We start from the raw sequence: 20,266 nt of genomic DNA on the forward strand, positions 1-20,266 counted from the left end.
CGTGACTGCCGCGAGTCCCCCGCTCCCTTCCCGGCCCTTCCCGGCCCCACTGTCCTCACCCGCTGACACGGGTCAAGGAACGCTGGACCCCACCTGGTCCCCAAAAATGATCGAGGGGCGGTTCCGGATGTCTCCGAAACCGCCCCTGATCTGCGACTCTGTCGAGTCGGGACGACAGGATTTGAACCTGCGACCCCTTGACCCCCAGTCAAGTGCGCTACCAAGCTGCGCCACGTCCCGATGCGGCCCACGCGGTGTATCGCGTGATCACGCAGGTCAACACTACCGTATGCGCGCGGGTGCCCGCTGACATCGGGGGCGGGTCACTTGATGAAGGCGTTGGCGACGACCACGACCAGGCCGAGGAGGGCGTCGCCGAGGCCCATGAGGACGGCGGCGGGCCAGGGGCGGGCCGCCTGGCGGGCGGTGGTCAGTCCCAGGGTGAAGAGGATCAGGACGTTCAGGGTGAAGGCGGGGTATTCGACGCCCTTGGCCGGCCACCATCCCCAGCCCGCGCCCGCGAGCAGGAGGACCGTCGGTGCGACGGCCGCGACCAGCGGCCACTCGTTGCGCAGCGCCCGCAGGCCGTCCCAGCGGCGGTGCGGGACGCGCTCGGCGATGTAGTGGGCGTACCCGTGGGCCAGGGCGGAGGCGAGGGCGGTCACCAGCAGCCACAGCGCGTCGTAGCGGCGGGTCGCGGGGGTGCTGGTGCCGTAGCGGGTGAGGGCGGCGACCATCGAGCTGGCGAGGACGGCGCCGTAGACCCCGCCGAAGAGGAGCGCCTCGCGGGTGCTGTGCCCGCCGGGGCGCGGTCCCTCCGCCACCTGTCCGTGGGCGTCCGCCGCGGTCGAGTCGGCCATGTCTTCCACGATCACCCCCGGCCCGCGCGCCCGCCAGTCCGCGCGGCCCGACGAAGTGTCCGGCGACCAGGCCCGATGCCGCACACTCTGTCGACGGCGCCCGGGGCGCGGGCCCCGTTAGGGTCGGGCCCATGACGCACAGCTTCGCGCTCCACATTCCCGACGCCGACCTCGAACCCGAGCCCCTCGACCCGGAACAGATCGTCTCCGGGAACCCCGAGGTCACCGGGAAGGTGCTCTGGGAGTCGGCGGACGGCCGGCAGATCCGCGGGATCTGGCAGATCACCCCCGGCGTGGTCACCGACACCGAGGCCGACGAGCTGTTCGTCGTGGTCAGCGGCTCCGCCACGATCGACGTCGAGGACGGCCCGACGCTGCGGGTCGGGCCGGGCGACATGGCGGTGCTGCGCGCGGGCGACCGTACGACGTGGACCGTGCACGAGACGCTCCGCAAGGCGTACGCCATCAATCTGTAGGGCACTCGCGGAACTGCCGGAGGCGGCGCACCGAAACCGGCGATCTCGACATCCCGCCCCGTTCGGGGCGTTGACAGCGCCACCATGTCAGGACAAAGGTGGCCGGGCGGGGGCGGTGGACCGGTCCCGGGGTGCTGACGCGGAGAGGCGGGCAGGGTGGAGGAGCTGGGTGTCGCCGTCGTCGGGTTCGGCTGGATGGGCCGGGTGCACACCCGGGCGTACGCCCGTCTCCCCCACCACTACCCCCGGCTCCCGCTGCGGCCGCGGCTGATCGCGGTCGCCGAGGAGGTGCCGGGCCGGGCCGAGGAGGCCGCCGGGCAGTTCGGTTTCGCCACCGCGACCCGCGACTGGCGGGAGGTGGCCGCCGATCCCCGGGTGCGGGCGGTCAGCGTCACCGCGCCGAACTTCCTGCACCGCAGGATCGGGGTGGCGATGGCCGAGGCGGGCAAGCACCTGTGGATCGAGAAGCCGGTGGGCCTGTCCGCCGGGGACGCCCGCGCGGTCGCGGACGCCGCCGCGCGGGCCGGGGTACAGGGCACCGTCGGCTTCAACTACCGCAACGCGCCCGCCGTGGAACGGGCCCGCGATCTGATCGCCGCGGGTGAGATCGGCGCCGTCACCCATGTGCGCATCCGGTTGTTCAGCGACTACGCCGCCCACCCCGACTCCGCCCTGACCTGGCGCTACGAGCGCGAGCGCGGCGGCAGCGGGGTGCTCGGCGATCTGGCCTCGCACGGCGCCGACCTGGCCCGCTTCCTGCTCGGCGACATCACCGCGCTGACCGCCGACACCGCGGTCTTCGTCCCCGAGCGCGCCCGCCCGGCCGGTGCCACCGCCGGTCACATCCTCACCGGCGGCGCCGAGCGCGGCCTGGTGGAGAACGAGGACTACGTCGGCTGCCTGCTGCGCTTCGCCTCCGGCGCCCGGGGTGTCCTGGAGGCGTGCCGGGTCTCGGTCGGCGAGCAGAACGCCTACGGCTTCGAGGTGCACGGCACGAGCGGCGCGGTGTTCTGGGACTTCCGGCGGATGAACGAACTCGCGGTCAGCCGGGGCACGGCCATCCAGGACCAGCCGGTGTGCACCGTGCAGGCCGGCCCGGGCGACGGCGAGTTCGCCGCGTTCCAGCCGGGCGCGGCCAACGCGATGGGCTACGACGATCTGAAGGTCGTCGAGGCCCACCGGTTCCTGCGCTCCATCGCCGAGGGCAGACCGTACGGCGCGACGCTCGCGGACGCGGTGCGCGGCGCGGTCGTCCTGGACGCGATGGCCGAGTCCGCGGCCAGTGGCAACTGGGTCGATCTGTAGGCAGGTTGAGCGACCACCCCGTGACCTCTCGCCCCTTTCGTCCGAACCCCTGAGGAGCGGCAACACCCATGCGTATCGGAATCCTCGGCCTCGGCCGCATCGGCGTCTTCCACGCCGAGACCCTCTCCGGGCTCGACGCCGTCGCATCACTCGTGTTCGCCGATCCGCTCGCGGACGCCGCGAAGGCCGCCGCCGAGCGGTTCGGGGCACAGGTCGCGGACTCGCCGGGGGCCCTGCTGGCAGCCGGGGTGGACGCCCTGGTCGTGGCGGCGGCCACGGACGCCCATCCCGCGCTGATCCGCGCCGGTGTGGCGGCGGGTGTCCCGGTCTTCTGCGAGAAGCCGGTGGCCCGCACCATGGCGGAGGGCGTGGCGCTGCGCGACCGGGTGCGCGGCAGCGGGGTGCCGGTCCAGATCGGCTACAACCGCCGCTTCGACGCGGGTTTCGCCGCCGCGCGGGCCGCCGTGCGCTCGGGCGAGTTGGGGGCGCTGCACACCGTGCGCTGTACGACGCTGGACCCGGCACCGCCGCCGGCCGCGTACGTCGCCGCCTCCGGTGGCATCTTCCGGGACTGCTCGGCGCACGACTTCGACATCATCCGGTGGGTGACGGGCCGCGAGGTCACCGAGGTGTACGCGGTCGGCGGCAACCGCGGCGCCGGCCCCATCGCGCGGGCCGGTGACGCCGACACCGCGGGCGCGGTCCTCACCCTGGACGACGGCACGATCGCGCTGGTCTCCAACTCTCGTCACAACGGCCGGGGTTACGACGTCCGCATGGAGCTGCACGGCTTCGCCGACGCCATCGCCGTGGGCCTGGACGAGCGTTTGCCGCTGCGCTCGGCCGAACCCGGGGCCGGCTTTCCGTCCGGCACCCCGCACGCCTTCTTCATGGACCGTTTCGCCGACGCCTACCGCGCCGAACTCACCGCGTTCACCGAGGTGGTGGCCGGCACCAGGACGTCCCCGTGCACCGTCGAGGACGCCCTGGAGGCGGGCTGGATCGCCGAGGCCTGCACGCTCTCCCGCGCCGAGCACCGCCCGGTGACGGTCGCGGAGGTGCGGCAGGTCTGACGGACGCGGTACCGGGGCCTTCCTCAGCCGCAGTACCGCACCAGCCACTCGTCCGCGTGATACCGGTCGCGGGCCGGGTCCGGCAGCGTGGCCGGGCTGGTCTCGACCGTGTCCTCGGGACGTATCCGCTCGGGCAGGGTGCCGAAGCGTTCCCGGCGCCGGGCCGCCGCGTCGGCGGTGTCCTGTGCCGTGTTCCGGGGTTCCGTACGGTGTGTCATCCTCGTCCTCCCGTCTGCGCGGGCGCCCCCGTTCACCTCAACAACGCCCACGTGCCCCCGGTTGGTTCCCGGCCGCGTCTGGCGCGAATCCGTCAGGGTTGCGCAGGAACGACGCCCGCCTCTCGGGCGTCATGTCCGGCAGCGCCGGACCGGCGCGGCGAGGACGCGCGACGGGTCGTACGGCGTGCGCGCGCCGTCCGCGACGACGCGGCGGGTGCCCCTCCTCACGCCCCGCAGGACCGCAGGAACCTTCGTGTCCGCTCCGCGATCGGCAGCGGCTTGTCCGGCGCGCACGGGTACATGTCCTGCTCCACGATGGCGAACAGGTCCACGCCCAGCTTCTGCGCCGCCTCCAGCACGGGGCCCAACTCCGGTACCCCGTGCGGTGGTTCGCGGAAGACGCCCCGGGCCACGGCGGGACCGAAGGGCAGCTCGCGCGCGACGACCTCGGCGAGCACGGCCGGGTCGACCTGCTTGAGATGGAGATAGCCGATGCGTTCGCCGTACGTCTCGATCAGCCTGACGCTGTCGCCGCCGCAGTAGGCGTAGTGCCCGGTGTCCAGGCACAGGCCGACCGAGCCGGAGTCGGTCGCGTCGAGGAAGCGTTCGACGTGGGCCTCGGTGTCGATATGGGTGTCGGCGTGCGGGTGCACCACGATGTCGAGGCCGTACGTCTCCTTCACCTGGCGGCCCAGCCGTTCCATGCCCCGGGCGAGGTGGCCCCACTGCTCGGCGGTCAGCTCGGACGGCTCCAGGATCTCGGCGGTCTTGTCGTCGCGCCAGAAGGACGGGATCACCACGAGGTGCCGGGCGCCCACCGCCTGGGTGAGCGCGGCGACCTGGGAGACATGGGCCCAGGTGTCGGCCCAGACGGCGGGGCCGCGGTGCAGGCCGGTGAAGACCGTGCCCGCGGAGACCTTGAGGTCGCGGCGGGCCACCTCCTCGGTGAGCCGGGCGGGGTCGGTGGGCAGGTAGCCGTAGGGGCCGAGTTCGATCCAGGCGTAGCCGGCCTCGGCGACCTCGTCCAGGAAGCGTTCCCAGGGCACCTGCCGCGGGTCGTCGGGGAACCAGACGCCCCAGGAGTCGGGGGCGGAGCCGACCCGGACGCGGTCGAGTACGTGCGGCATGATCAGGTGGTCCCTTCGGGAAAGGTGTCGCCCAGGTGGGTGATGCCACCGCGGGCGGCGGCTACGGCGGACTCGATACTGCCGTTCCGTACGGCCTTCACGAGATCCTTGTTCAGTTCGGCGCCGGTCGTGTTCAGCTTGTTCCCGAACGCCTCGCCCGCCACGCTTTCGTCCCGCCCGAAGAACTCCAGCGGCCCGAACCGCTTCCGGTCGGCCTGTCCGGAGTTCGGGCCCACCACCGGGATGTCCGCCCGCTCCGCCTTGCCGAGCGCGTTCTCAAGGGCGTCCGGCTCGGCGGAGCAGACGAGCTTGATGCCGCCCCTGGTGCCCCGGAAGGTGTCGCCGGGCGCCTGGCGGGCGACCGGGGCGGCGGTCAGCCGGGGGTGTCCGCCGTGCCCGCGGTGGCCATGACCACGAGCGGTACCGACGTGCGCGAGCCCGAGCGAGAAGAGCGGTCCATTTCCGGTCTCTGGATTATCCGACCCCGAAGACCGCTTATATGACTTATATAATTCACCTTCTTGCACCACCCCGTCGCACTCCGGGGTGGTGAAGAGGGCGCGTATTTCACGCCCCTTATGGGATCCGGCCAGAGGTGGATCATAATTGGCCGGACAATTCACCGGCATGGCAGTCGGACCAGCTGAGGGACATACTGACGACGTGCCACTCCGCTCCCGGACCGGATGGCCGGAAAGGCCGCAACGGTGGATTCGGAAACACTGCTTTCGTCGATGTTCACGGCCGAGGGGAAGGAAGACCCCTATCCGGCCCTGGCCGAACTGCGCCGTATCGCCCCCGTCTATTATCACGAGAAGCTCGACACCTACTTCCTGACCCGGTTCGCCGACTGCCAGCAGGTCCTGAGCGACCCTTCCTGTCTCACTCCCGATCTCACCTGGTGCGAAACGGAGTTGCCCGACTGGCGGGAACATCCGGCCGCCGTGTTCTTCTATTCCTCGCTGCTGCGCGCCAACGGCACCGACCATGTACGGCTGCGGCGGCTGGTGGCCGACCGCTTCAGCGCCCGCCGGATCGCCGTCCTCGCGGAGCGCATCGAGACCACCACCGCGGCACTCCTCGACCGGTTCGCCGACGCCACCCGCGACGGCGGCGCGGCCGACTTCCAGGAACTGGTCGGCTACCCGCTGCCCGTGGCCGTCGTGGGCGATCTGATCGGAGTCCCGCACGCGGACCAGGACCGCTTCCACCACTACGGGCAGGACGCCAGCCGACTGCTGGAACCGGTGCGCACCGACGAGGACTGGAAGCGCGCCGACGAGGCCGTGACCGCCCTGCGCGGCTACTTCGCCCGACTCATCGCCCTGCGCCGGCGCAGACCCGCCGACGATCTGGTCTCCGCGCTGCTCGCGGTGCGCGAGATGGACGACGGCAGGCTCGCCGAGAGCGAACTCCTGGACATGCTGCTGCTGGTGTTCGTGGCCGGCTTCGAGACGACCACCAGCCTGCTCGGCCTGACCGTGCACGCCCTGCTCAGCCATCCCGACCAGCTGGCACTGCTGCGCGAGGACCCCGCCCTGGTGCCCAACGGCGTGGAGGAGTCCCTGCGCTGGGACACACCGGTGCGGATGACGGAGCGGATCGCCACCCGCCCGCTGACCGTGGGCGGCGTCGCGATCCCCCAGGGCGGCAACATCACCACCGTGCTCGCCGCCGCGGGCCGCGACCCCGCCCGGCATCCGGACCCCGACACCTTCGACGTGCTGCGGCCCGACATCCGGGTGCTCAGCTTCAGCGCGGGCGCCCACTACTGCCTGGGCGCCGCCCTGGCCCGTCTCGAAGGGGCCGCCGTCGTACGGCAGTTGCTGGCGCGCTTCCCCGGACTGGCGCACGCCCGGCCGCCGGTGCGCCGGGACAGCATCAGCCTGCGGGCCTTCACCCGGCTGCCCCTCGTCACCTCGGGCTGAGCGCACCCGCCCGGAGCCCCGGCCCACAGAAGGGACGTCCGTGAACTTCCTGCACACCGAACGCGCCGTGCTCGACCGGCTGCTCCCCGGTCTGGACGCCGCGCTCGCCGCGCATCCGCTGGCCGAGCTGGAGCGCGCGCCGAGCCCCGCGATCGAGGCGTTCCGCGAGGCGGGCGGCCCGGGGCTGCTGGTGCCCGCCGAGCACTCCGGTGCCGGGGCCACCGTGCTCCAGGCGGTCCGGGCGCAGCGGGCCGTCGGCGCCCGCTGCCCGTCCCTCGCGGTCGCCACCACCATGCATCACTTCTCGGTCACCGGTCTGGTGGAGACCGCCAGGCACGGCACCGGGATGGAGGGTCTGCTGCTGACCGCCGTCGCCGGGGAACGGCTGCTGCTGGCCTCCGGGTTCGCGGAGGGCAACTCCGGCCAGAACATCCTGCGCCCGGCCATCAGGGCCGAACTCCGGGACGGCCGCGTGGTGTTGAACGGCAGCAAGAAACCGTGCAGCCTGTCCCGTTCGATGGACCTGCTCACCGCCTCCGTCACGCTCACCGGCGCGGACGGGGTGGCACGCCTCGCGGTGGCGATCGTACCGGCGAAGACCCCGGGGCTCTCCGTGCGGCCGTTCTGGAACAGCCCGGTGCTCGCGGGGGCCGAGAGCGACGAGGTGGTGCTCACCGAGGTGGAACTCGATCCGCAGATGGTCGTCACCACGGAGGTCACGGCCGACGCGGTGCCCGACTCGCTCAATGTCGCGGGCTTCCTCTGGTTCGAACTCCTGCTGACCGCAGGGTACTTGGGAGTGGTCAGCGCTCTGGTCGAACGGGTGCTGGCCAAACCCGGTGGCTTCGGCGGCGATCCGACGCCGTTCCTGGTCGACGTCGAGGCCGCGATGCTCGCCGTGGAGGCCGTGGCGATGGCCATGGAGACCGAGACCTGGGACGACACGCTGCTGGTGCGGGCGCTGCACGCCCGGTACGCGGCGCAGGACGCCATCGCCCGCACGGCGCCCCGCTGTCTGTCCGCCCTCGGCGGGATGGCGTTCGTCGGCTCGCCCGACGGCACCTATCTGGCCTCGGCCGCGGCCGGGCTCGGCTTCCATCCGCCGTCGCGCGCCCGCATGGCCGGGCCGCTGTGGGAGCACCTCGGCGGCGCCCGGCTGCGCATCGGCTGAGCGACGCGATGCGCGCAGGGGCTCCGGCCCTCGATCCCACCCCGTCGAGGAGGCACTCATGAGGCGAGAGCACGGTGCGGCACCGCGGCCGGGCGCACCGTCGCCCGCGCGGGCGTCCTACCGGGTCGAGATCGCCGACACCGTCGACACCGTGCCGCCGGACGTCTGGCGGAAGCTGGCCCCGGCGGACGATCCGCTGTGGGCCCAGGGCGTGTTCGCGGCGATGGAACGCGGCCGCCTCGGCCCCGAGGGCTACCGCTATCTGCTGCTGCGCCGGGGCGGCGAGTTGGTGGCCGTGCTGCCGCTGTGCCTCTTTCCCGGGCTGCGCCTGGACGACGTGGTGGGGCCGCGCGAACGCCGGCTGCTGCGCCCGCTGCGCGCCGTGTGCCCCGGGCTGCTGCGCGTGCCCATGCTGTTCTGCGGCCACCTGCTGGGCCAGGGCCACATCGCGGCGGCGGGACCGCTGCCGCCGGAGGCCGTACGACCACTGGTGGCGGCGGCCGGGGACGTGGCCGCCTGGTCCGGGCTCGGGACCGTGGTGTTCAAGGATTTCGGCGACCGGGAACTCGCCTTTCTGCGACCGGAGTTGGAGCGCGCCGGGTACTTCTTCACGCGCAGCATGCCGGACACCGAACTGCGGCTCGGGTACGAGTCGTTCGAGGCGTACGTCCGCGCGCTGCCCGCCAAGCCGCGGCGCAACGCCCGCAGCAAGCTGCGCAAGTTCGCGGCCTGGCCGGGGGCGCGCGTCGAGATCGTCGAGGACTTCACGTCCCTGCTGCCCGATGTACTCGCCCTGTACGAACAGGTGATGGACCGCGCGGACCAGACGCTGGACCGCCTGGACGCGTCCTTCCTCGCCGCCCTGGCCGAATCCGCCGAACCCCGGCGGGCGCTGGTCGCCGCGTTCGAGGACGACCGCCTGGTGGCCTTCCTGCTCTGCCTGTTCCGGGGCACCGGCGCGACCGGGGCGCGGATCGGCCTCGACTACCGGATCGCCCACGAGGCGCGGCTGTACCACGCCGTGCACTACGCGGCGATCCGGCTGGCCATCGAGTCGGGCTGCACCCATATCCGGTTCGCGCAGACCGCGTACACGCCGAAGGTGGAGCTGGGCTGCGGCCTGGTCGCCCAGTCCTACGCCCTCACCCACCGGCGCCCGCTCCCCCGCGCCCTGCTGCGTGCCCTGCTGCCGCGCGCCCTGGACACCGCCCTGGCCGAGGCCCTCGGCCCGCACGCCGATCTGCTCCCCGCACCCGTCGCCGCCCCGCCGTCCGCGCCCGAGAAGAGGACTTCGCATGCCCCGAGTTGACGTGGAACTGCGCATCGCCGCCTCGCCCGACCAGGCCTGGGCCGCCGTGGCCGACGTCGAGTCCTATCCGGGCTGCATGGACAACGTGGAGGCGGTGACGGTGGTCGAGCGCGGCGACGCCCGGCACCGTACGACGGCATGGTCGGTCCGTCTCAAGGGCTCGGTCCTGCGGTGGACCGAGGCGGAGGTGCTCGATCACGGGGCGCGGCGCTTCGACTTCCGCCAAGTCACCGGTGATCTCGGGGACTTCTCGGGCTACTGGGCCGTGACACCGGCGGGCGCGGCGCACAGCACGGTGTCCCTGCACGTCGACTTCGACATCGGCATCCCGCTGCTGGCCGAGATGCTCAACCCGGTCGCCTCGGACGCGCTGCGGGAGAACGCCGCCCAGATGCTGCGGGCGCTGGAACGGCGGCTGGGGGCCGCGGACACGGACGCGGGGGTACGGCGGTGACCGGGAGCCCGGCCGCGGGGCTCGCCCTGGATCACGAACTCCCGGACGCCCGGGAGACGTTCGACCTGGTCCGCCGGCACTTCTCGCCCCGGCTCGCCCTGACCGGGAGCTTCGCGGGGCGGGGCGCCGTGGAAGTGGGCGCCGAGGGATGCCGGGTGATCCTCTCCGACGGCCGGAGCGTGCTCGACTTCGGCTCCTACGCGGTGCCGCTGCTCGGGCACCGGCACCCGGCGGTCGTGGCGGGTGTGCGGGAGGCACTGGAGACCCTGCCCACCGCCACCCGCAGCCTCGCCAACCCGGTGACGGCGCGGGCGGCCGCCACCCTGGTGCGGTACTTCGAGGGTGCCCTGCCGAAGGTGTACTTCGGGCTGAACGGCGCCGACGCGGTGGAGGTCGCGGTCAAGCTGGCCCGGCTGGCGTCGGGGCGGGGCCGGGTCCTCGCGGTGCGCGGCGGGTTCCACGGCAAGTCCACCGGCGCGCTGGCCCTCACCCACAGCCCGCTCTTCCGCGCCGGGCTGCGCGGCAGCGTGATCGACGTGGTGCACGCCGACCCGGAGGACGCCGAGGCAGTCGAACGCGCCGCCGCTTCGGGCGAGTTGGCGGCCGTGGTCTTCGAACCGGTGCAGGGCGAGAACGGCGTCGTGGCGCTGCCCTCGGCCGTACTGCGGCGCTGGTGCGCGGACGCCCGGCGGCACGGCGCGTTCGTCGTCGCCGACGAGATCCAGTGCGGGCTGCGGCGCTGCGGCGAGCGGTCCGTGGCGCTCGCGGAGGGGCTGCCGGTGGACGCGGTGCTGGTGGGCAAACCGCTGGGCGGCGGCGTCGTACCGCTGTCGGCGGTGGTGTGCTCCGAGGAGCTGTACGCGCCGCTGGAGGCGGACCCGTTCCTGCATTCGGCGACCTTCGGCGGCCATCCACTGGCGTGCGCCGCGCTGCCACCGGCCCTCACGGCGATCGAGCAACGTGCTGCATACGGCGTCGAGTTGGCCGGTGCCATGTCCGAGGGGCTGGCCCGGCTCCGGGCCCGTCACGCCGGTGCGGTGCGCGAGGTGCGCGGCCGGGGGCTGCTGTGGGGCGTCGACTACGCCTCCCCGCATCTGGCCGGCGATGTCGTCCTCGGCCTGGCCGACGCCGGTCTGCTGGTCTCCCCCTGTCTGAGCCGCCCCACCACGGTCCGCCTGCTGCCCTCGCTCGCCTGCGGCCCCTCGGAGGTGGCGGAGGCGCTGGCCGCCCTGGATCACGCCACGGCCGAGGCCGAGGCCCGGTGCGCCGAGAGATGACCCCGAAGCCCGTCCGCGCCGCGCCCCCGCCGAAAGAGAACGGAACCCCCATGCCCACCCGGACCCGCGAACAGCTCGACCTCCTGCTGCGCACCGTCGTCTCCGATGTGATCGGGACCGAGCCGGAGGAACTCCACGGCGCCACCAGTCTGGTGGACGACTTCGGGATCGACAGTCTCGAACTCATGGAGATCGGCTCCCGGCTGGAGTCGGCGCTCGGACTGCGCATCCAGGTACGGGACTTGACGGCCGCCGAGACCCTGGGCGAGGCCGTGGAGCTGCTGGAGACCCGGCTGGCGGAGCCGCGGTGAACGCCCGGGACGCGCGCGGCCGGTTCCGGGTGGCCGTCACCGGCATCGGGGTGAAGTCACCCGCGGGCAATACGCCCGAGGAGGCGTTCCAGACCTTCCTGGCGGCCAAGTCCACGGCGGCGACGGTCGACCGGCTGGTGGCCGAGGCGGTACCGGTGCGCTTCGCCTGCCTGGTGCCGCCGTTCGAGCCCGAGGCGTATCTGACCCGCCGCGAGGCCCGGCAGATCGACCGGGTGACCATGCTGGCGCTGTGCGCGGCGGCCGACGCGGTGACCGACGCCCGGCTGCCCGGCGATCTGCCCCCGCAACGCACGGGAGTTCAGCTCGGCACCGGCATCGGCGGCCTGCCCAGCATGGAGGCGACCGCGCTCGACCACGGCGGCTTCCCGATGGGCATGCCGGTGCACACCGTGCCCCGGACCATGACCAACTCCCCGGCGTGCCGGATCGCCATGCGGTTCGGGTTCCGCGGCTCGTGCACCACGTACGCCACCGCGTGCGCGAGCGGCACCACCGCGCTCGGCGAGGCGGCCCGCAAGATCCGGCACGGCGAGCTGGACGTGGCACTCGCGGGTGGCGCCGACGCGCCGGTGACGACCGTCATCATGAGCGGCTTCGCCCGGATGCGGGCCGTCTCCCTGCGCAACGAGGAGCCCTGGCTGGCGAGTCGGCCGTTCGCCGCGGACCGCGACGGGTTCGTGGTCGGGGAGGGCGCGGCGCTGCTGGTGCTGGAGCGCTGGGACCTCGCGGTGGCGCGCGGGGCGAGCATCCACGGGGAGATCACGGGCTACGCGGACAACTGCGACGCCTTCCACATCGTGGCCCCTCACAAGGACGGTTCCGTCGCCGCGGCCTGTATGCGCTCGGCGCTCGCCGACGCTGGACTGGCACCGGCGGCGATCGGCCATGTCAACGCGCACGGCACCTCCACGCTGCTCAACGACCGTGCCGAGGCCGCCGCGATCGACCGCTGCTTCACCGGTCAGTCCCCGCCGGTCACCGCGCTCAAGGGCGTCACCGGCCATCTCATCGGCGGTTCCGGGGCGTTGGAGGCGGCGCTGGCGCTGCGCTGCGCCTCGGCGGGGCTGGTCCCGGCGATCGCCAACACCCGCCTCAGCCCCGAGGCCGACCTCGTGGACCTGGTCACCGGCGAGCCCCGGGCCATCAGTTCGGCTCCCGTGCTGTCCAACTCCTTCGGTTTCGGCGGCCAGAACGCCTGCCTCGTCCTCTCCCCCGCCCCCTGAACCCTCGCGCACGCTCGGAGACGGAACCATGCGCATCCTCGTCACCGGTGCCACCGGTGTGATCGGCACCGAGACCGTCGACACCCTGCGCGCGGCCGACGGACCGCCGCACGACCTGGTGCGTACGGCACGACGCGCGACGGACGCGGGAATCGTGCCCTGGACTCTCGGGCGGGGTCCGGCGCCGGCGCTGCTCGGCGGCCACTGGGACGTCATCGTGCACACCGCGGCCTCCACGCGCTGGACGATGACCCGTGCGGAGGCACTGGCCGCGAACGTGGAACCGCTGCGCGCGGTCCTCGCCCTCGCCGGCCGCGACACCCATCTGGTGCATGTCTCCACGGCGTACGTCTCCGGGGAACGGGCCGCAGCCGCAACGGAGTTCGACGGCTACCGCAACGGCTACGAGTGGTCCAAGGCGGTGTGCGAGGAGGTGGTGCGCGAGGAGCACCCCGGACCCCTGACGATCGTCCGCCCGCCGCTGGTCGTCGGCCGGCGGCGCGACGGCCGGATCGCCCGCTTCTCCGGCCCGTACACGCTGCTGCACGCCCTGGTGTCGGGGCTCGCCGCGGTCGTCGTCGGCGATCCGGACGGCTTCGCGGAGATCAGCCCGGTGGACGAGGTCGCCGACGCGATCACGGACGCCACCCTCTCCGTTCCGCCGCCCGCCTCCCGTACCGAGATCGTGGCGGCCGGCCCCGAGAGTCTCCGCCTCGCCACGCTCATCGATGTGACCTGCACGGCGCTGAACACCTTCCGCGCCACACACGGCGCCCCGCCGATCGCCCGCCCCCCGATCGTCCCCCCGGACGCCTGGACCCGTTTCTTCCTCCCCCTCGCCGACCGCTACCTCTCCCCCTTCCAGTCCGAGGCGGTCAAGCTCCTGGCCATGTTCCAGAGCTACACCAGCATGGCCACCCCCTTCACCCCGACGCGCCCCGTACGCAACCCTGCCGACGCCATGACGACGGCGGTCCACCACTGGGCCACCCGAAAACCCCGCTTGGCCCTGGCGGAACCTCGACCGTGGACACTGCTGACGAAGGGGGCGTGAGCGGGGTCGGCTCCGGTCCCGGTGCCGACCCCGCGGGCTCAGCTCGCCGCTGCCTCGTCCTGGGCGCCCTGGTACATCCAGGCGATGACGTCGAACACGCGCAGGACACCGATGTCCTCGCCGATCCCGGCCCGGTCGCGGAGCCGGATCAGCCGGTCACGGAACGCGTGGTCGTCCGCCCGCAGGGCCGAGGCCAGCGCCGCCCAGAAGGAGTGGTCCGTCGTCGGCCGCTCGAAGAGGCGCTTGACGCGTTCGTCGTAGACGGGGACGAGGTGAGGACGCTTGCGCGCCAGCAGTTTGCCGGCGACGGTCGGACCGCTGCCGTCGGGCTTGTGCGGACGGCCCACGCCGGCCAAGCGCTGCCACAACTCCCAGGCGGGCCCGCCCCTCTTCATGAGAGCGTCGCTCGCGGGGCTTTCCAGACGCGCGTCACGGGGAATCAGGGACAGCAGCCGCGTCCAGTGACCACCCGGGTCGGTGAGCAAGTTGATCGCTCCGTGCGGCCGGGGCGAGACACCGAGCATGCTGACGGCCACCAGGTCGTCGGCGTCGAAGCGGTTCGCGACCTCCTCCGCGTCCCCGCCACCGCCCAGACGCTCGAAGTGCGCGCCGGAATAGAAGAGATCCCCTCTGGTGCGTTCTCGGGTGAAGTACTCGGCGAGCAGACGCACGGCCTGTTCGTCGTCCCAGTAGATCGCCGGAATCTTCAGTTCCCTCACCGAGCCCCCCACCTGGCCCCAGAAACGATCGAGGGCACCGCTCGGGATGCTCCCCTGCCTGCGGTCGCGCCGTCCAGCTCTCCGGAACAAGCGGTGCGGAGCCTGCCGGGAGTGGATCAGTGCCCGCCGTCGGGATGCAGGAGCACCTTCATCCAGCCGTCGTCCCGGTTGTCGAAGTGTTCGTACGCCGACGCCGCCTCGTCCAGGGGGAGTTCGTGGGAGACGATGAAGCCGGGTTCGGCGCGGCCACCGGCGATCAGGTCGCGCAGGGCGCGGTTGTAGCGCTTCACGGGTGCCTGGCCGTTGCCCATGCGTTGGCCCTTGAACCACATCATGCCGTAGTCGAAGGGAATCTTGCCCTTGGCCTCCAGCTTGCCCTGGGCCTCGGCGCCGCCCGGGTCCTCGGGGAGGAACACTCCGACCACGCCCAGGGATCCGGTGAAGCGGACACTGTCGATGAGCCCGTTCAGCGTGAGGGCGGCGTCTTCGTGGCCTCCGGGATCGTGGGCCTGGTAGCCGACGCACTCGCAGCCGTTGTCGGCACCGAGCCCGAGCGTCGCCTCCTTGACGACCTCGGCGGGATCCTCTTCAGTCGTGTCGATCGCGATGGCGCCGATCTCTTCGGCCTTGCGCAGCCGGTCCTGCTGGTGGTCCGCCACCCACACCCTGCCGGCTCCCCTGAGGATCGCCGAGTACGCCGCCATGAGACCGACGGGCCCGGCGCCGTACACGATGGTCTGGTCTCCCGGACCGACGCCCGCCATCTCGGTGGCGTGGTAGCCCGTCGGGAAGACGTCGGCGAGCATCACGTAGTCCTTCTGCCGCTCCATCGCGTCCTCGCCCAGACGCAGGGCGTTGAAGTCGCCGTAGGGAACACGCAGGTACTCGGCCTGACCGCCCTGGTACGGCCCCATCTCGGCGAAACCGTAGGCGGCTCCGGCGAGCGCGGGTTCCGGCTGCATGGTCAGGCAGTAGTTGGTCAGGCCCTTCTCGCACTGCTTGCAGAAGCCGCAGGCGATGTTGAACGGCAGCACGACGTAGTCCCCGACCTTCACCTTGCTGACGGCGGAGCCGATCTCCACCACCTCGCCGAGGTTCTCGTGGCCGAGGCTGCGGCCCGTCTCGAACGACGTGCGGCCTTCGTACATGTGCAGGTCCGAACCGCAGATATTGGTGGTCGTGATCTTGACGAGAATGTCGCAGGGGTGCTCGATCCTGGCGTCCGGCACGTCCTTGACCGTCACCGTACGCGGTCCTTCGTATACCGCGGCCTTCATGATCACTCCCTTCCTTCCCCGGCGGTCCGACCCACCGGACGACGGACAAGCTGGCACTGCTGGTCCGTGCCGGGTCCCCCCTCGCGTTTCGGACGAAACGGGCCGGGAAGCCGGAGACCGGTCGCCTCGCACGCGCGCGGACCCCGGTGCGGGCCGTTGTCGCAGGTCGGAGGCCGTCGTACGGTCAGAGGTCGCTGAGGTGCGCCAGGCGCTCGGCGCTGGTGGAGTCCTGGTCGGCGTAGTAGACGACGATCAGCTGGCGGGCCTGTGGGCGGACCAACTTCTCGTAGTGGAGGTCGAGTTCGCCGACGCGTGGATGGTTCAGACGTGTGCGGCCGGTGTCGCGGCGGCGGACCTCGCGGCGGGTCCACAGGGTGCTGAACCGTTCGCTGGCGACGGTGAGTTCGCCGATGGTCTCCAGCAGTTCCGGGTCGGCCTCGTCGAGGTTGAGCATGGCGCGCAGTCCGGAGACGGCCTTGGCGGTCATGTCGTCCCACTGCGGGTAGAGGCCGCGCATCTCGGGTTCGAGGAAGGCGGCCCGCAGCGGGTTGTGGCCCACCGCGAAGAAGGGGCACAGCAGGACGGCCTGCCGGTTCGCCGCGACGACACGTCCGCCGGGCCCCTGGACGTAGGCGGGGGTGTGCGGCCAGCTGTCCAGGAGCGGCTGGAGATCACCTTGGTCCGTACGGGCGCGGGCGCGGGTGCGCGGTCTGCGGGCGGGCAGGGCGGGATGAGCGAGGCGGTGCAGATAGGCGAGCGCGTCCTCGTCGAGCTGGAGCGCGCCGGCCAGGGCGGCCAGGATCCGGTCGGAGGGGTTGAGGTTGCGGCCCTGTTCCAGACGCAGGTAGTACTCGGGGCTGATACCGGCGAGCTGGGCGACCTCCTCGCGCCGCAGGCCGGGTACGCGGCGCCGTGCACCGGCGGGCAGCCCGGCCTGCTGCGGGCTGATCCGCCCGCGCCGGGCCCGCAGGAACTCGCCCAGGGTGTCGGCCGTCTCGTGTGCCATGCTCTCGACGCTAACCGCTCAGCAGCCCGAGGCGGATCAGGCTCTCGGCGGTGGCCGTCACGGCGTCCTCGTTGGCACGCGGCACCCAGTCCAGTTCCTCGCGGGCCTTCGCGTTGGAGGCACGGCGTACGACGCCCAGCTGCGGCACCGTCTCACGCAGGGCGGGGTTCACCGTGGCCAGCAGGCGCAGCAGCCAGGCCGGGGCGGTTCCGGTCGGGGCCTTGGCGGCGGCCTCGCCCAGCCGTGCGCGCAGGGTCAGGGCGATCTGGTGGAAGGAGATCGGCTCGCCCGCGAGCGCGAGGTACCGCTGCCCGGCGGCCTGGGGCGCCGTCATGGCACGGAGATGCAGGTCGGCGGCGTCCCGTACGTCGACCGTGTTGGTCCAGATCGGCGGCGCGGCCCGCATCGCGCCGGTCAGCATGGCGTGGATGATCCGGACCGAGGCGGCGTAGTCGGGTCCGAGGACCGGTCCGAAGATGCCCACGGGGTTGACGACCGTCAGTTCCAGCCCGCCTCCCTCGCTCCCGATGAAGCCCCAGGCGGCGCGCTCGGCGACCGCCTTGGACTTGACGTACGCGGACACCCCCGGCCCGTCGACCACCGTCCAGTCGTCCTCGCCGAACGTCCGCCCGGCCTGCCCGGTACGCCCGGTACGCCCGGCCCGTTCGTGACCGTAGCCCACGGCCGCGAACGAGGAGGTCAGCACGGTGCGCCGGACGCCCGCGTCCCGGGCGGCGCGCAGGACCCGCAGGGCTCCGTCACGGGCCGGGACGATCACCTCGTCCTCGTGCTTCGGCCGCGCCCCGGGAAACGGCGAGGCCACGTGCAGGACGTAGTCGGCTCCCGCCACGGCCCGGTCCCAGCCGTGGTCGGAGGTCAGATCCGCCTCCGCATAGGCGACGCGGTCCGTGTGCGGGGCCCCGGCCACGGCGAGCATCCGTTCGACCTCGGATCGCCGTGCCAGTGAGCGCACCGTGGTCGTGACGGTGTGCCCGGCGGTCAGGAGCCGCGCGATCGTATGGGATCCCAGGAACCCGGTCCCGCCGGTGACGAGTACATGTGCCATGCCCTCATGGTCGGCGGCCGGATCGTCGCGTTCCAGATCTCGCCGATACCAGTACTCGGAGGGACAGGCTCAGCGCACAGCTGTCGGCGGGGACGCCGTTTTGTCTCAGCCGGTGCTCTCCGGACGGGCGAGGTCCTGGAAGCGGTCCCACTGGACGCGGGGGCGGGCGAGGCCGCGGGCACGCAGATAGCGGGAGGTCGAGCGGCGGGCCGTACGCAGTGTGCGAAAGGCGTCCCGGGGGCCGCCCGAGCCGGAGGGTTCGACCACGCGTTCGGGGATCAGTGTCCACTCGTCGTCGCGGGACACGAGTTCTCCGCAGATCAGGGCGTTGTGCATGCCGTTGAGCAGTTCGTCGTGCCGGTGCACCAGCAGACTGGCCCGTCCTGGTTCGGCGCCCTCCAGCGCCGTCGCGGGGATGCTGAAGCCGTCGGTCGTGATGCGGGGCCGTACCCGGGCCAGCAGCGGTGCGCGGGTGGCGTCGCCCGCGCCGAGGACGGCACTCGGGTAACGGGCGATGAGGTCGGCCCCCGGGATGTCCGCCGGTGCGCCCGGCGCGGCCCCGGCGGACCGGTCCTCCTGGGAGCGCGTGTCCAGGGCATGGGCGAGCGGTGGGCGTACCTCGACATGTTCGGGCTTGACCGTGATGAAGAACCGCAGGTAGTACCAGTCCATGAACCAGCGGCCCGGTCCGCGCACGAACGCCCGGGAGTGCGGCTGGCGCCGGAACATCGTGCGCCAGTACTCGGCCGCCTCGTCGGGCCCGGTGTGGATCTCCTCCGGGCAGTCGGCCGTACCGCTGACGAAGACCTGGGGCGCCTCGGGGGCACCGCTTCCGGTCGGGTCGGAGAAGAGCAGGGCCACCCGGCCGTCACGGCGTACGTTCAGCGCCTTCTGCGCGAAGGCGAGACTGGTGGTGATCAGGAAGGTCCCGTCCGGATTGCGCGAGGCGGCGGTCGGCCAGGTCAGCGGCCTGCCGCCGGAGCCGAGGGTGGTGAACTCGCAGGTGCGGTAGGCGTCGATGGCCGCACCGAGTGCGGCGTCGATCGGGTGCATGGTCCGGGTCTCTCCGACGGGGGAACCGGCTCCGCCGCGATGAGCGGGGGCCAGGGAGTGCGAGGGGTGCGGGGGGCGCGGGGGGCGCAGGGGGTTCAAGGGGTGCAGGGGGGCGGACATGGTCAGTCGGTCCCCAACGCCCCGCGCAGGGTGCGGCAACGTGCCGCGTACTGGCGTCGGCCGACGAACCGCCACAGCAGACGGCCGGCGAGCGGTGCCCTGCCGAGGAACCACGCCTGCTCCTCGGCCGTGGCGTCCTCCAGGATCGCGCCCAGTGCCGGCAGCACCTTGTTCTTCGGCAGGGCCTCCAGCCCGCGCCGTCCCACCAAGTCCCATTCGGCGACGGTGAGATGGTCGGCCACCAGGGGAAGGACCAGGCGTTCCTCGTCGTCCAGGTGCTCGGTCAGCGCGTCGCGGTGCTCGTCGAGGAGGTCGGCCAGCGCCCGTGCCCTCGCCGGGTCCGCGTCGTCGCACCACTCGCCGAGCAGGCCGGGCAGGCGGGCCAGCGTCGCGTCGATCACCGAGTGCTGACGGGTCATGCGGTCCACCGACTCCTGCTGGGCGCCCGCACGGGTGCCCAGCAGCGGCCAGATCAGCTCGTCCTCCAGGTGGTGATGGTGGTGCAGGCCGTCCGCGTACTCCCGCGCGTAGTCCGCGACCGCCCGGGCCCGCACGGTGTCACCGGCGGGTACGGCGCGCACGAGCCGGGGCAGAAGGGCGGACTCGCGCCGGAACACCCGGTGGACGATGACCATTTCGTGCGTGTACGGCCGGCCCGGGACGACGGCGGGCATGGCGGACCGGACAGGTGTGGTGCTGGGGGGCAAGGCTTTTCTCCAAGCGGGAGGAGCTGTTCCCGCGCAGCGTCGCAAGACGCGCTCTACGCCCGCTCTACGCGTGCTCTACACCCGTTCTACGCCCCGCTCCGCGCCCGTTCCACGCCCGCGCGCCACGCCCGCTCCACGGTGCGTCGACGGCCGTGGCCCGGCACGAACTCCTGTGCCACGGGGGAGGTCACGGGCCGTAGAATCGCCGTCGATCGCACATAGATCGGGTGCCGCGACCCTGGGCTCGCCACCACCAATCAGCTCAACCGGCGCGACGACCGCGCCGGCTGCCGTCCATGAGGGGGATCGGGCCACCGATGGCCAGAAGCAAGCGTTACCGGAACACCGGAATCCGCACCGCCGCAGCCGCGGCCCTGCTGGGCGTCGCCGTGCTGCTCGTGGGGGCTCGCATCACGTCCCAGCCGCCCGCCGCGGTGCGCGCGAACAGCTGGGTGAGCTGGAACAGCATGGGGACGGGTTACAACCCCTCCTGACCCGCGCTCCGCGGACG

General features: G+C 72.6%; 22 protein-coding genes and 1 tRNA gene. 12 read left to right on the forward strand and 11 right to left on the reverse strand.

What is annotated here, in order from left to right; genetic code table 11:
- Positions 1-166 precede the first annotated feature (166 nt).
- Together QHG49_RS05310 and QHG49_RS05315 are read right to left on the reverse strand one after the other, a co-directional pair.
- Positions 167-240, reverse strand: a tRNA-Pro gene (locus QHG49_RS05310).
- Positions 241-323: 83 nt separating this feature from the next.
- Positions 324-860 (reverse strand): hypothetical protein, encoded by a 537-nt coding sequence (locus tag QHG49_RS05315; protein ID WP_159706713.1) that lies wholly within the window; start codon positions 858-860, stop codon positions 324-326.
- A 131-nt stretch (positions 861-991) separates the two neighbouring features.
- On the opposite strand from QHG49_RS05315, the gene QHG49_RS05320 reads away from it, so the two are divergent.
- The 3 genes from QHG49_RS05320 (at position 992) to QHG49_RS05330 (ending at position 3,714) form a co-directional block, all read left to right on the forward strand.
- A complete protein-coding gene (locus QHG49_RS05320; RefSeq protein ID WP_145490660.1) occupies positions 992-1,336 on the forward strand; it encodes a cupin domain-containing protein in 345 nt (114 codons plus the stop codon).
- A gap of 156 nt (positions 1,337-1,492) precedes the next feature.
- Entirely contained in the window at positions 1,493-2,641 is a 1,149-nt protein-coding gene (locus tag QHG49_RS05325; protein WP_301487415.1) for a Gfo/Idh/MocA family protein, read from the forward strand.
- 68 nt (positions 2,642-2,709) lie between these two features.
- The gene (locus QHG49_RS05330; RefSeq protein ID WP_301487417.1) at positions 2,710-3,714 is read left to right on the forward strand and encodes a Gfo/Idh/MocA family oxidoreductase; all 1,005 of its coding nucleotides are present in this window, start codon (positions 2,710-2,712) and stop codon (positions 3,712-3,714) included.
- A gap of 23 nt (positions 3,715-3,737) precedes the next feature.
- On the opposite strand, the gene QHG49_RS05335 is transcribed toward QHG49_RS05330, so the two are convergent.
- The 3 genes from QHG49_RS05335 to QHG49_RS34035 all read right to left on the reverse strand — a co-directional run bounded on the left by QHG49_RS05335 (position 3,738) and on the right by QHG49_RS34035 (position 5,589).
- Entirely contained in the window at positions 3,738-3,932 is a 195-nt protein-coding gene (locus tag QHG49_RS05335; protein ID WP_145490652.1) for a hypothetical protein, read from the reverse strand.
- A gap of 224 nt (positions 3,933-4,156) precedes the next feature.
- Positions 4,157-5,059, reverse strand: coding sequence for a sugar phosphate isomerase/epimerase (locus tag QHG49_RS05340; RefSeq protein ID WP_159706709.1), 903 nt, complete (start codon positions 5,057-5,059; stop codon positions 4,157-4,159).
- Positions 5,060-5,061: 2 nt separating this feature from the next.
- Positions 5,062-5,589, reverse strand: coding sequence for a hypothetical protein (locus QHG49_RS34035; RefSeq protein ID WP_370530427.1), 528 nt, complete (start codon positions 5,587-5,589; stop codon positions 5,062-5,064).
- Positions 5,590-5,793: 204 nt separating this feature from the next.
- Here QHG49_RS34035 and QHG49_RS05350 point away from each other — a divergent pair, with 204 nt between their 5' ends.
- The 8 genes from QHG49_RS05350 to QHG49_RS05385 are packed head-to-tail and all read left to right on the forward strand — an operon-like array spanning position 5,794 to position 13,807.
- Complete coding sequence (locus QHG49_RS05350; RefSeq protein WP_301487420.1) at positions 5,794-6,987, forward strand: cytochrome P450; 1,194 nt, start codon at positions 5,794-5,796, stop codon at positions 6,985-6,987.
- Positions 6,988-7,027: 40 nt separating this feature from the next.
- Positions 7,028-8,158, forward strand: coding sequence for an acyl-CoA dehydrogenase family protein (locus tag QHG49_RS05355; protein WP_301487422.1), 1,131 nt, complete (start codon positions 7,028-7,030; stop codon positions 8,156-8,158).
- Between the two features lie 58 nt (positions 8,159-8,216).
- Positions 8,217-9,467 carry a GNAT family N-acetyltransferase gene (locus QHG49_RS05360; protein ID WP_301487423.1) on the forward strand — a complete coding sequence of 417 codons (1,251 nt, stop codon included), beginning with the start codon at positions 8,217-8,219 and terminating at the stop codon, positions 9,465-9,467.
- Positions 9,454-9,921, forward strand: coding sequence for a type II toxin-antitoxin system RatA family toxin (locus QHG49_RS05365; RefSeq protein ID WP_145490635.1), 468 nt, complete (start codon positions 9,454-9,456; stop codon positions 9,919-9,921). Before QHG49_RS05360 ends, QHG49_RS05365 begins: the two co-directional genes overlap by 14 nt.
- Positions 9,918-11,198, forward strand: a complete 1,281-nt coding sequence (locus tag QHG49_RS05370; protein ID WP_301487426.1) for an aspartate aminotransferase family protein — start codon at positions 9,918-9,920, stop codon at positions 11,196-11,198. Before QHG49_RS05365 ends, QHG49_RS05370 begins: the two co-directional genes overlap by 4 nt.
- 50 nt (positions 11,199-11,248) lie before the next feature.
- On the forward strand, positions 11,249-11,509 hold the full coding sequence (locus QHG49_RS05375) for an acyl carrier protein (RefSeq protein ID WP_145490632.1): 261 nt from the start codon (positions 11,249-11,251) through the stop codon (positions 11,507-11,509).
- The gene (locus QHG49_RS05380; protein WP_301487429.1) at positions 11,506-12,753 is read left to right on the forward strand and encodes a beta-ketoacyl synthase; all 1,248 of its coding nucleotides are present in this window, start codon (positions 11,506-11,508) and stop codon (positions 12,751-12,753) included. The genes QHG49_RS05375 and QHG49_RS05380 overlap by 4 nt, the downstream gene beginning before the upstream one ends.
- A 28-nt stretch (positions 12,754-12,781) precedes the next feature.
- Positions 12,782-13,807 (forward strand): SDR family oxidoreductase, encoded by a 1,026-nt coding sequence (locus tag QHG49_RS05385; protein ID WP_301487431.1) that lies wholly within the window; start codon positions 12,782-12,784, stop codon positions 13,805-13,807.
- Positions 13,808-13,845: 38 nt separating this feature from the next.
- On the opposite strand, the gene QHG49_RS05390 is transcribed toward QHG49_RS05385, so the two are convergent.
- The 6 genes from QHG49_RS05390 to QHG49_RS05415 all read right to left on the reverse strand — a co-directional run bounded on the left by QHG49_RS05390 (position 13,846) and on the right by QHG49_RS05415 (position 19,722).
- Positions 13,846-14,526 (reverse strand): DUF6308 family protein, encoded by a 681-nt coding sequence (locus tag QHG49_RS05390; protein WP_301487433.1) that lies wholly within the window; start codon positions 14,524-14,526, stop codon positions 13,846-13,848.
- Positions 14,527-14,642: 116 nt separating this feature from the next.
- Positions 14,643-15,803, reverse strand: coding sequence for a glutathione-independent formaldehyde dehydrogenase (locus tag QHG49_RS05395; protein WP_159706693.1), 1,161 nt, complete (start codon positions 15,801-15,803; stop codon positions 14,643-14,645).
- 184 nt (positions 15,804-15,987) lie between these two features.
- Complete coding sequence (locus tag QHG49_RS05400; protein ID WP_301487437.1) at positions 15,988-16,809, reverse strand: helix-turn-helix domain-containing protein; 822 nt, start codon at positions 16,807-16,809, stop codon at positions 15,988-15,990.
- 10 nt (positions 16,810-16,819) lie between these two features.
- The gene (locus QHG49_RS05405; RefSeq protein WP_301487439.1) at positions 16,820-17,875 is read right to left on the reverse strand and encodes an aldehyde reductase; all 1,056 of its coding nucleotides are present in this window, start codon (positions 17,873-17,875) and stop codon (positions 16,820-16,822) included.
- Between the two features lie 105 nt (positions 17,876-17,980).
- Entirely contained in the window at positions 17,981-18,928 is a 948-nt protein-coding gene (locus tag QHG49_RS05410) for a pyridoxamine 5'-phosphate oxidase family protein (protein ID WP_301487442.1), read from the reverse strand.
- Positions 18,929-19,050: 122 nt separating this feature from the next.
- The gene (locus QHG49_RS05415; RefSeq protein WP_301487445.1) at positions 19,051-19,722 is read right to left on the reverse strand and encodes a hemerythrin domain-containing protein; all 672 of its coding nucleotides are present in this window, start codon (positions 19,720-19,722) and stop codon (positions 19,051-19,053) included.
- 350 nt (positions 19,723-20,072) lie between these two features.
- Here QHG49_RS05415 and QHG49_RS05420 point away from each other — a divergent pair, with 350 nt between their 5' ends.
- On the forward strand, positions 20,073-20,249 hold the full coding sequence (locus QHG49_RS05420) for a hypothetical protein (RefSeq protein ID WP_159706674.1): 177 nt from the start codon (positions 20,073-20,075) through the stop codon (positions 20,247-20,249).
- Positions 20,250-20,266 lie beyond the last annotated feature (17 nt).

This window comes from Streptomyces sp. WP-1 (genome assembly GCF_030450125.1).
In the GTDB taxonomy this organism is placed as follows: domain Bacteria; phylum Actinomycetota; class Actinomycetes; order Streptomycetales; family Streptomycetaceae; genus Streptomyces; species Streptomyces incarnatus.

Bases quoted from the DNA above. Each gene is read 5' to 3' on its own strand.
- QHG49_RS05360 (WP_301487423.1), top strand. From the start codon at position 8,217: ATGAGGCGAGAGCACGGTGCGGCACCGCGGCCGGGCGCACCGTCGCCC.
- QHG49_RS05375 (WP_145490632.1), top strand. From the start codon at position 11,249: ATGCCCACCCGGACCCGCGAACAGCTCGACCTCCTGCTGCGCACCGTC.
- QHG49_RS05320 (WP_145490660.1), top strand. From the start codon at position 992: ATGACGCACAGCTTCGCGCTCCACATTCCCGACGCCGACCTCGAACCC.
- QHG49_RS05385 (WP_301487431.1), top strand. From the start codon at position 12,782: ATGCGCATCCTCGTCACCGGTGCCACCGGTGTGATCGGCACCGAGACC.
- QHG49_RS05335 (WP_145490652.1), bottom strand. From the start codon at position 3,932: ATGACACACCGTACGGAACCCCGGAACACGGCACAGGACACCGCCGAC.
- QHG49_RS05365 (WP_145490635.1), top strand. From the start codon at position 9,454: ATGCCCCGAGTTGACGTGGAACTGCGCATCGCCGCCTCGCCCGACCAG.
- QHG49_RS05330 (WP_301487417.1), top strand. From the start codon at position 2,710: ATGCGTATCGGAATCCTCGGCCTCGGCCGCATCGGCGTCTTCCACGCC.
- QHG49_RS05340 (WP_159706709.1), bottom strand. From the start codon at position 5,059: ATGCCGCACGTACTCGACCGCGTCCGGGTCGGCTCCGCCCCCGACTCC.
- QHG49_RS05400 (WP_301487437.1), bottom strand. From the start codon at position 16,809: ATGGCACACGAGACGGCCGACACCCTGGGCGAGTTCCTGCGGGCCCGG.
- QHG49_RS05395 (WP_159706693.1), bottom strand. From the start codon at position 15,803: ATGAAGGCCGCGGTATACGAAGGACCGCGTACGGTGACGGTCAAGGAC.
- QHG49_RS05350 (WP_301487420.1), top strand. From the start codon at position 5,794: ATGTTCACGGCCGAGGGGAAGGAAGACCCCTATCCGGCCCTGGCCGAA.
- QHG49_RS05415 (WP_301487445.1), bottom strand. From the start codon at position 19,722: ATGCCCGCCGTCGTCCCGGGCCGGCCGTACACGCACGAAATGGTCATC.
- QHG49_RS05420 (WP_159706674.1), top strand. From the start codon at position 20,073: ATGGCCAGAAGCAAGCGTTACCGGAACACCGGAATCCGCACCGCCGCA.
- QHG49_RS05405 (WP_301487439.1), bottom strand. From the start codon at position 17,875: ATGGCACATGTACTCGTCACCGGCGGGACCGGGTTCCTGGGATCCCAT.
- QHG49_RS05315 (WP_159706713.1), bottom strand. From the start codon at position 860: ATGGCCGACTCGACCGCGGCGGACGCCCACGGACAGGTGGCGGAGGGA.
- QHG49_RS05410 (WP_301487442.1), bottom strand. From the start codon at position 18,928: ATGCACCCGATCGACGCCGCACTCGGTGCGGCCATCGACGCCTACCGC.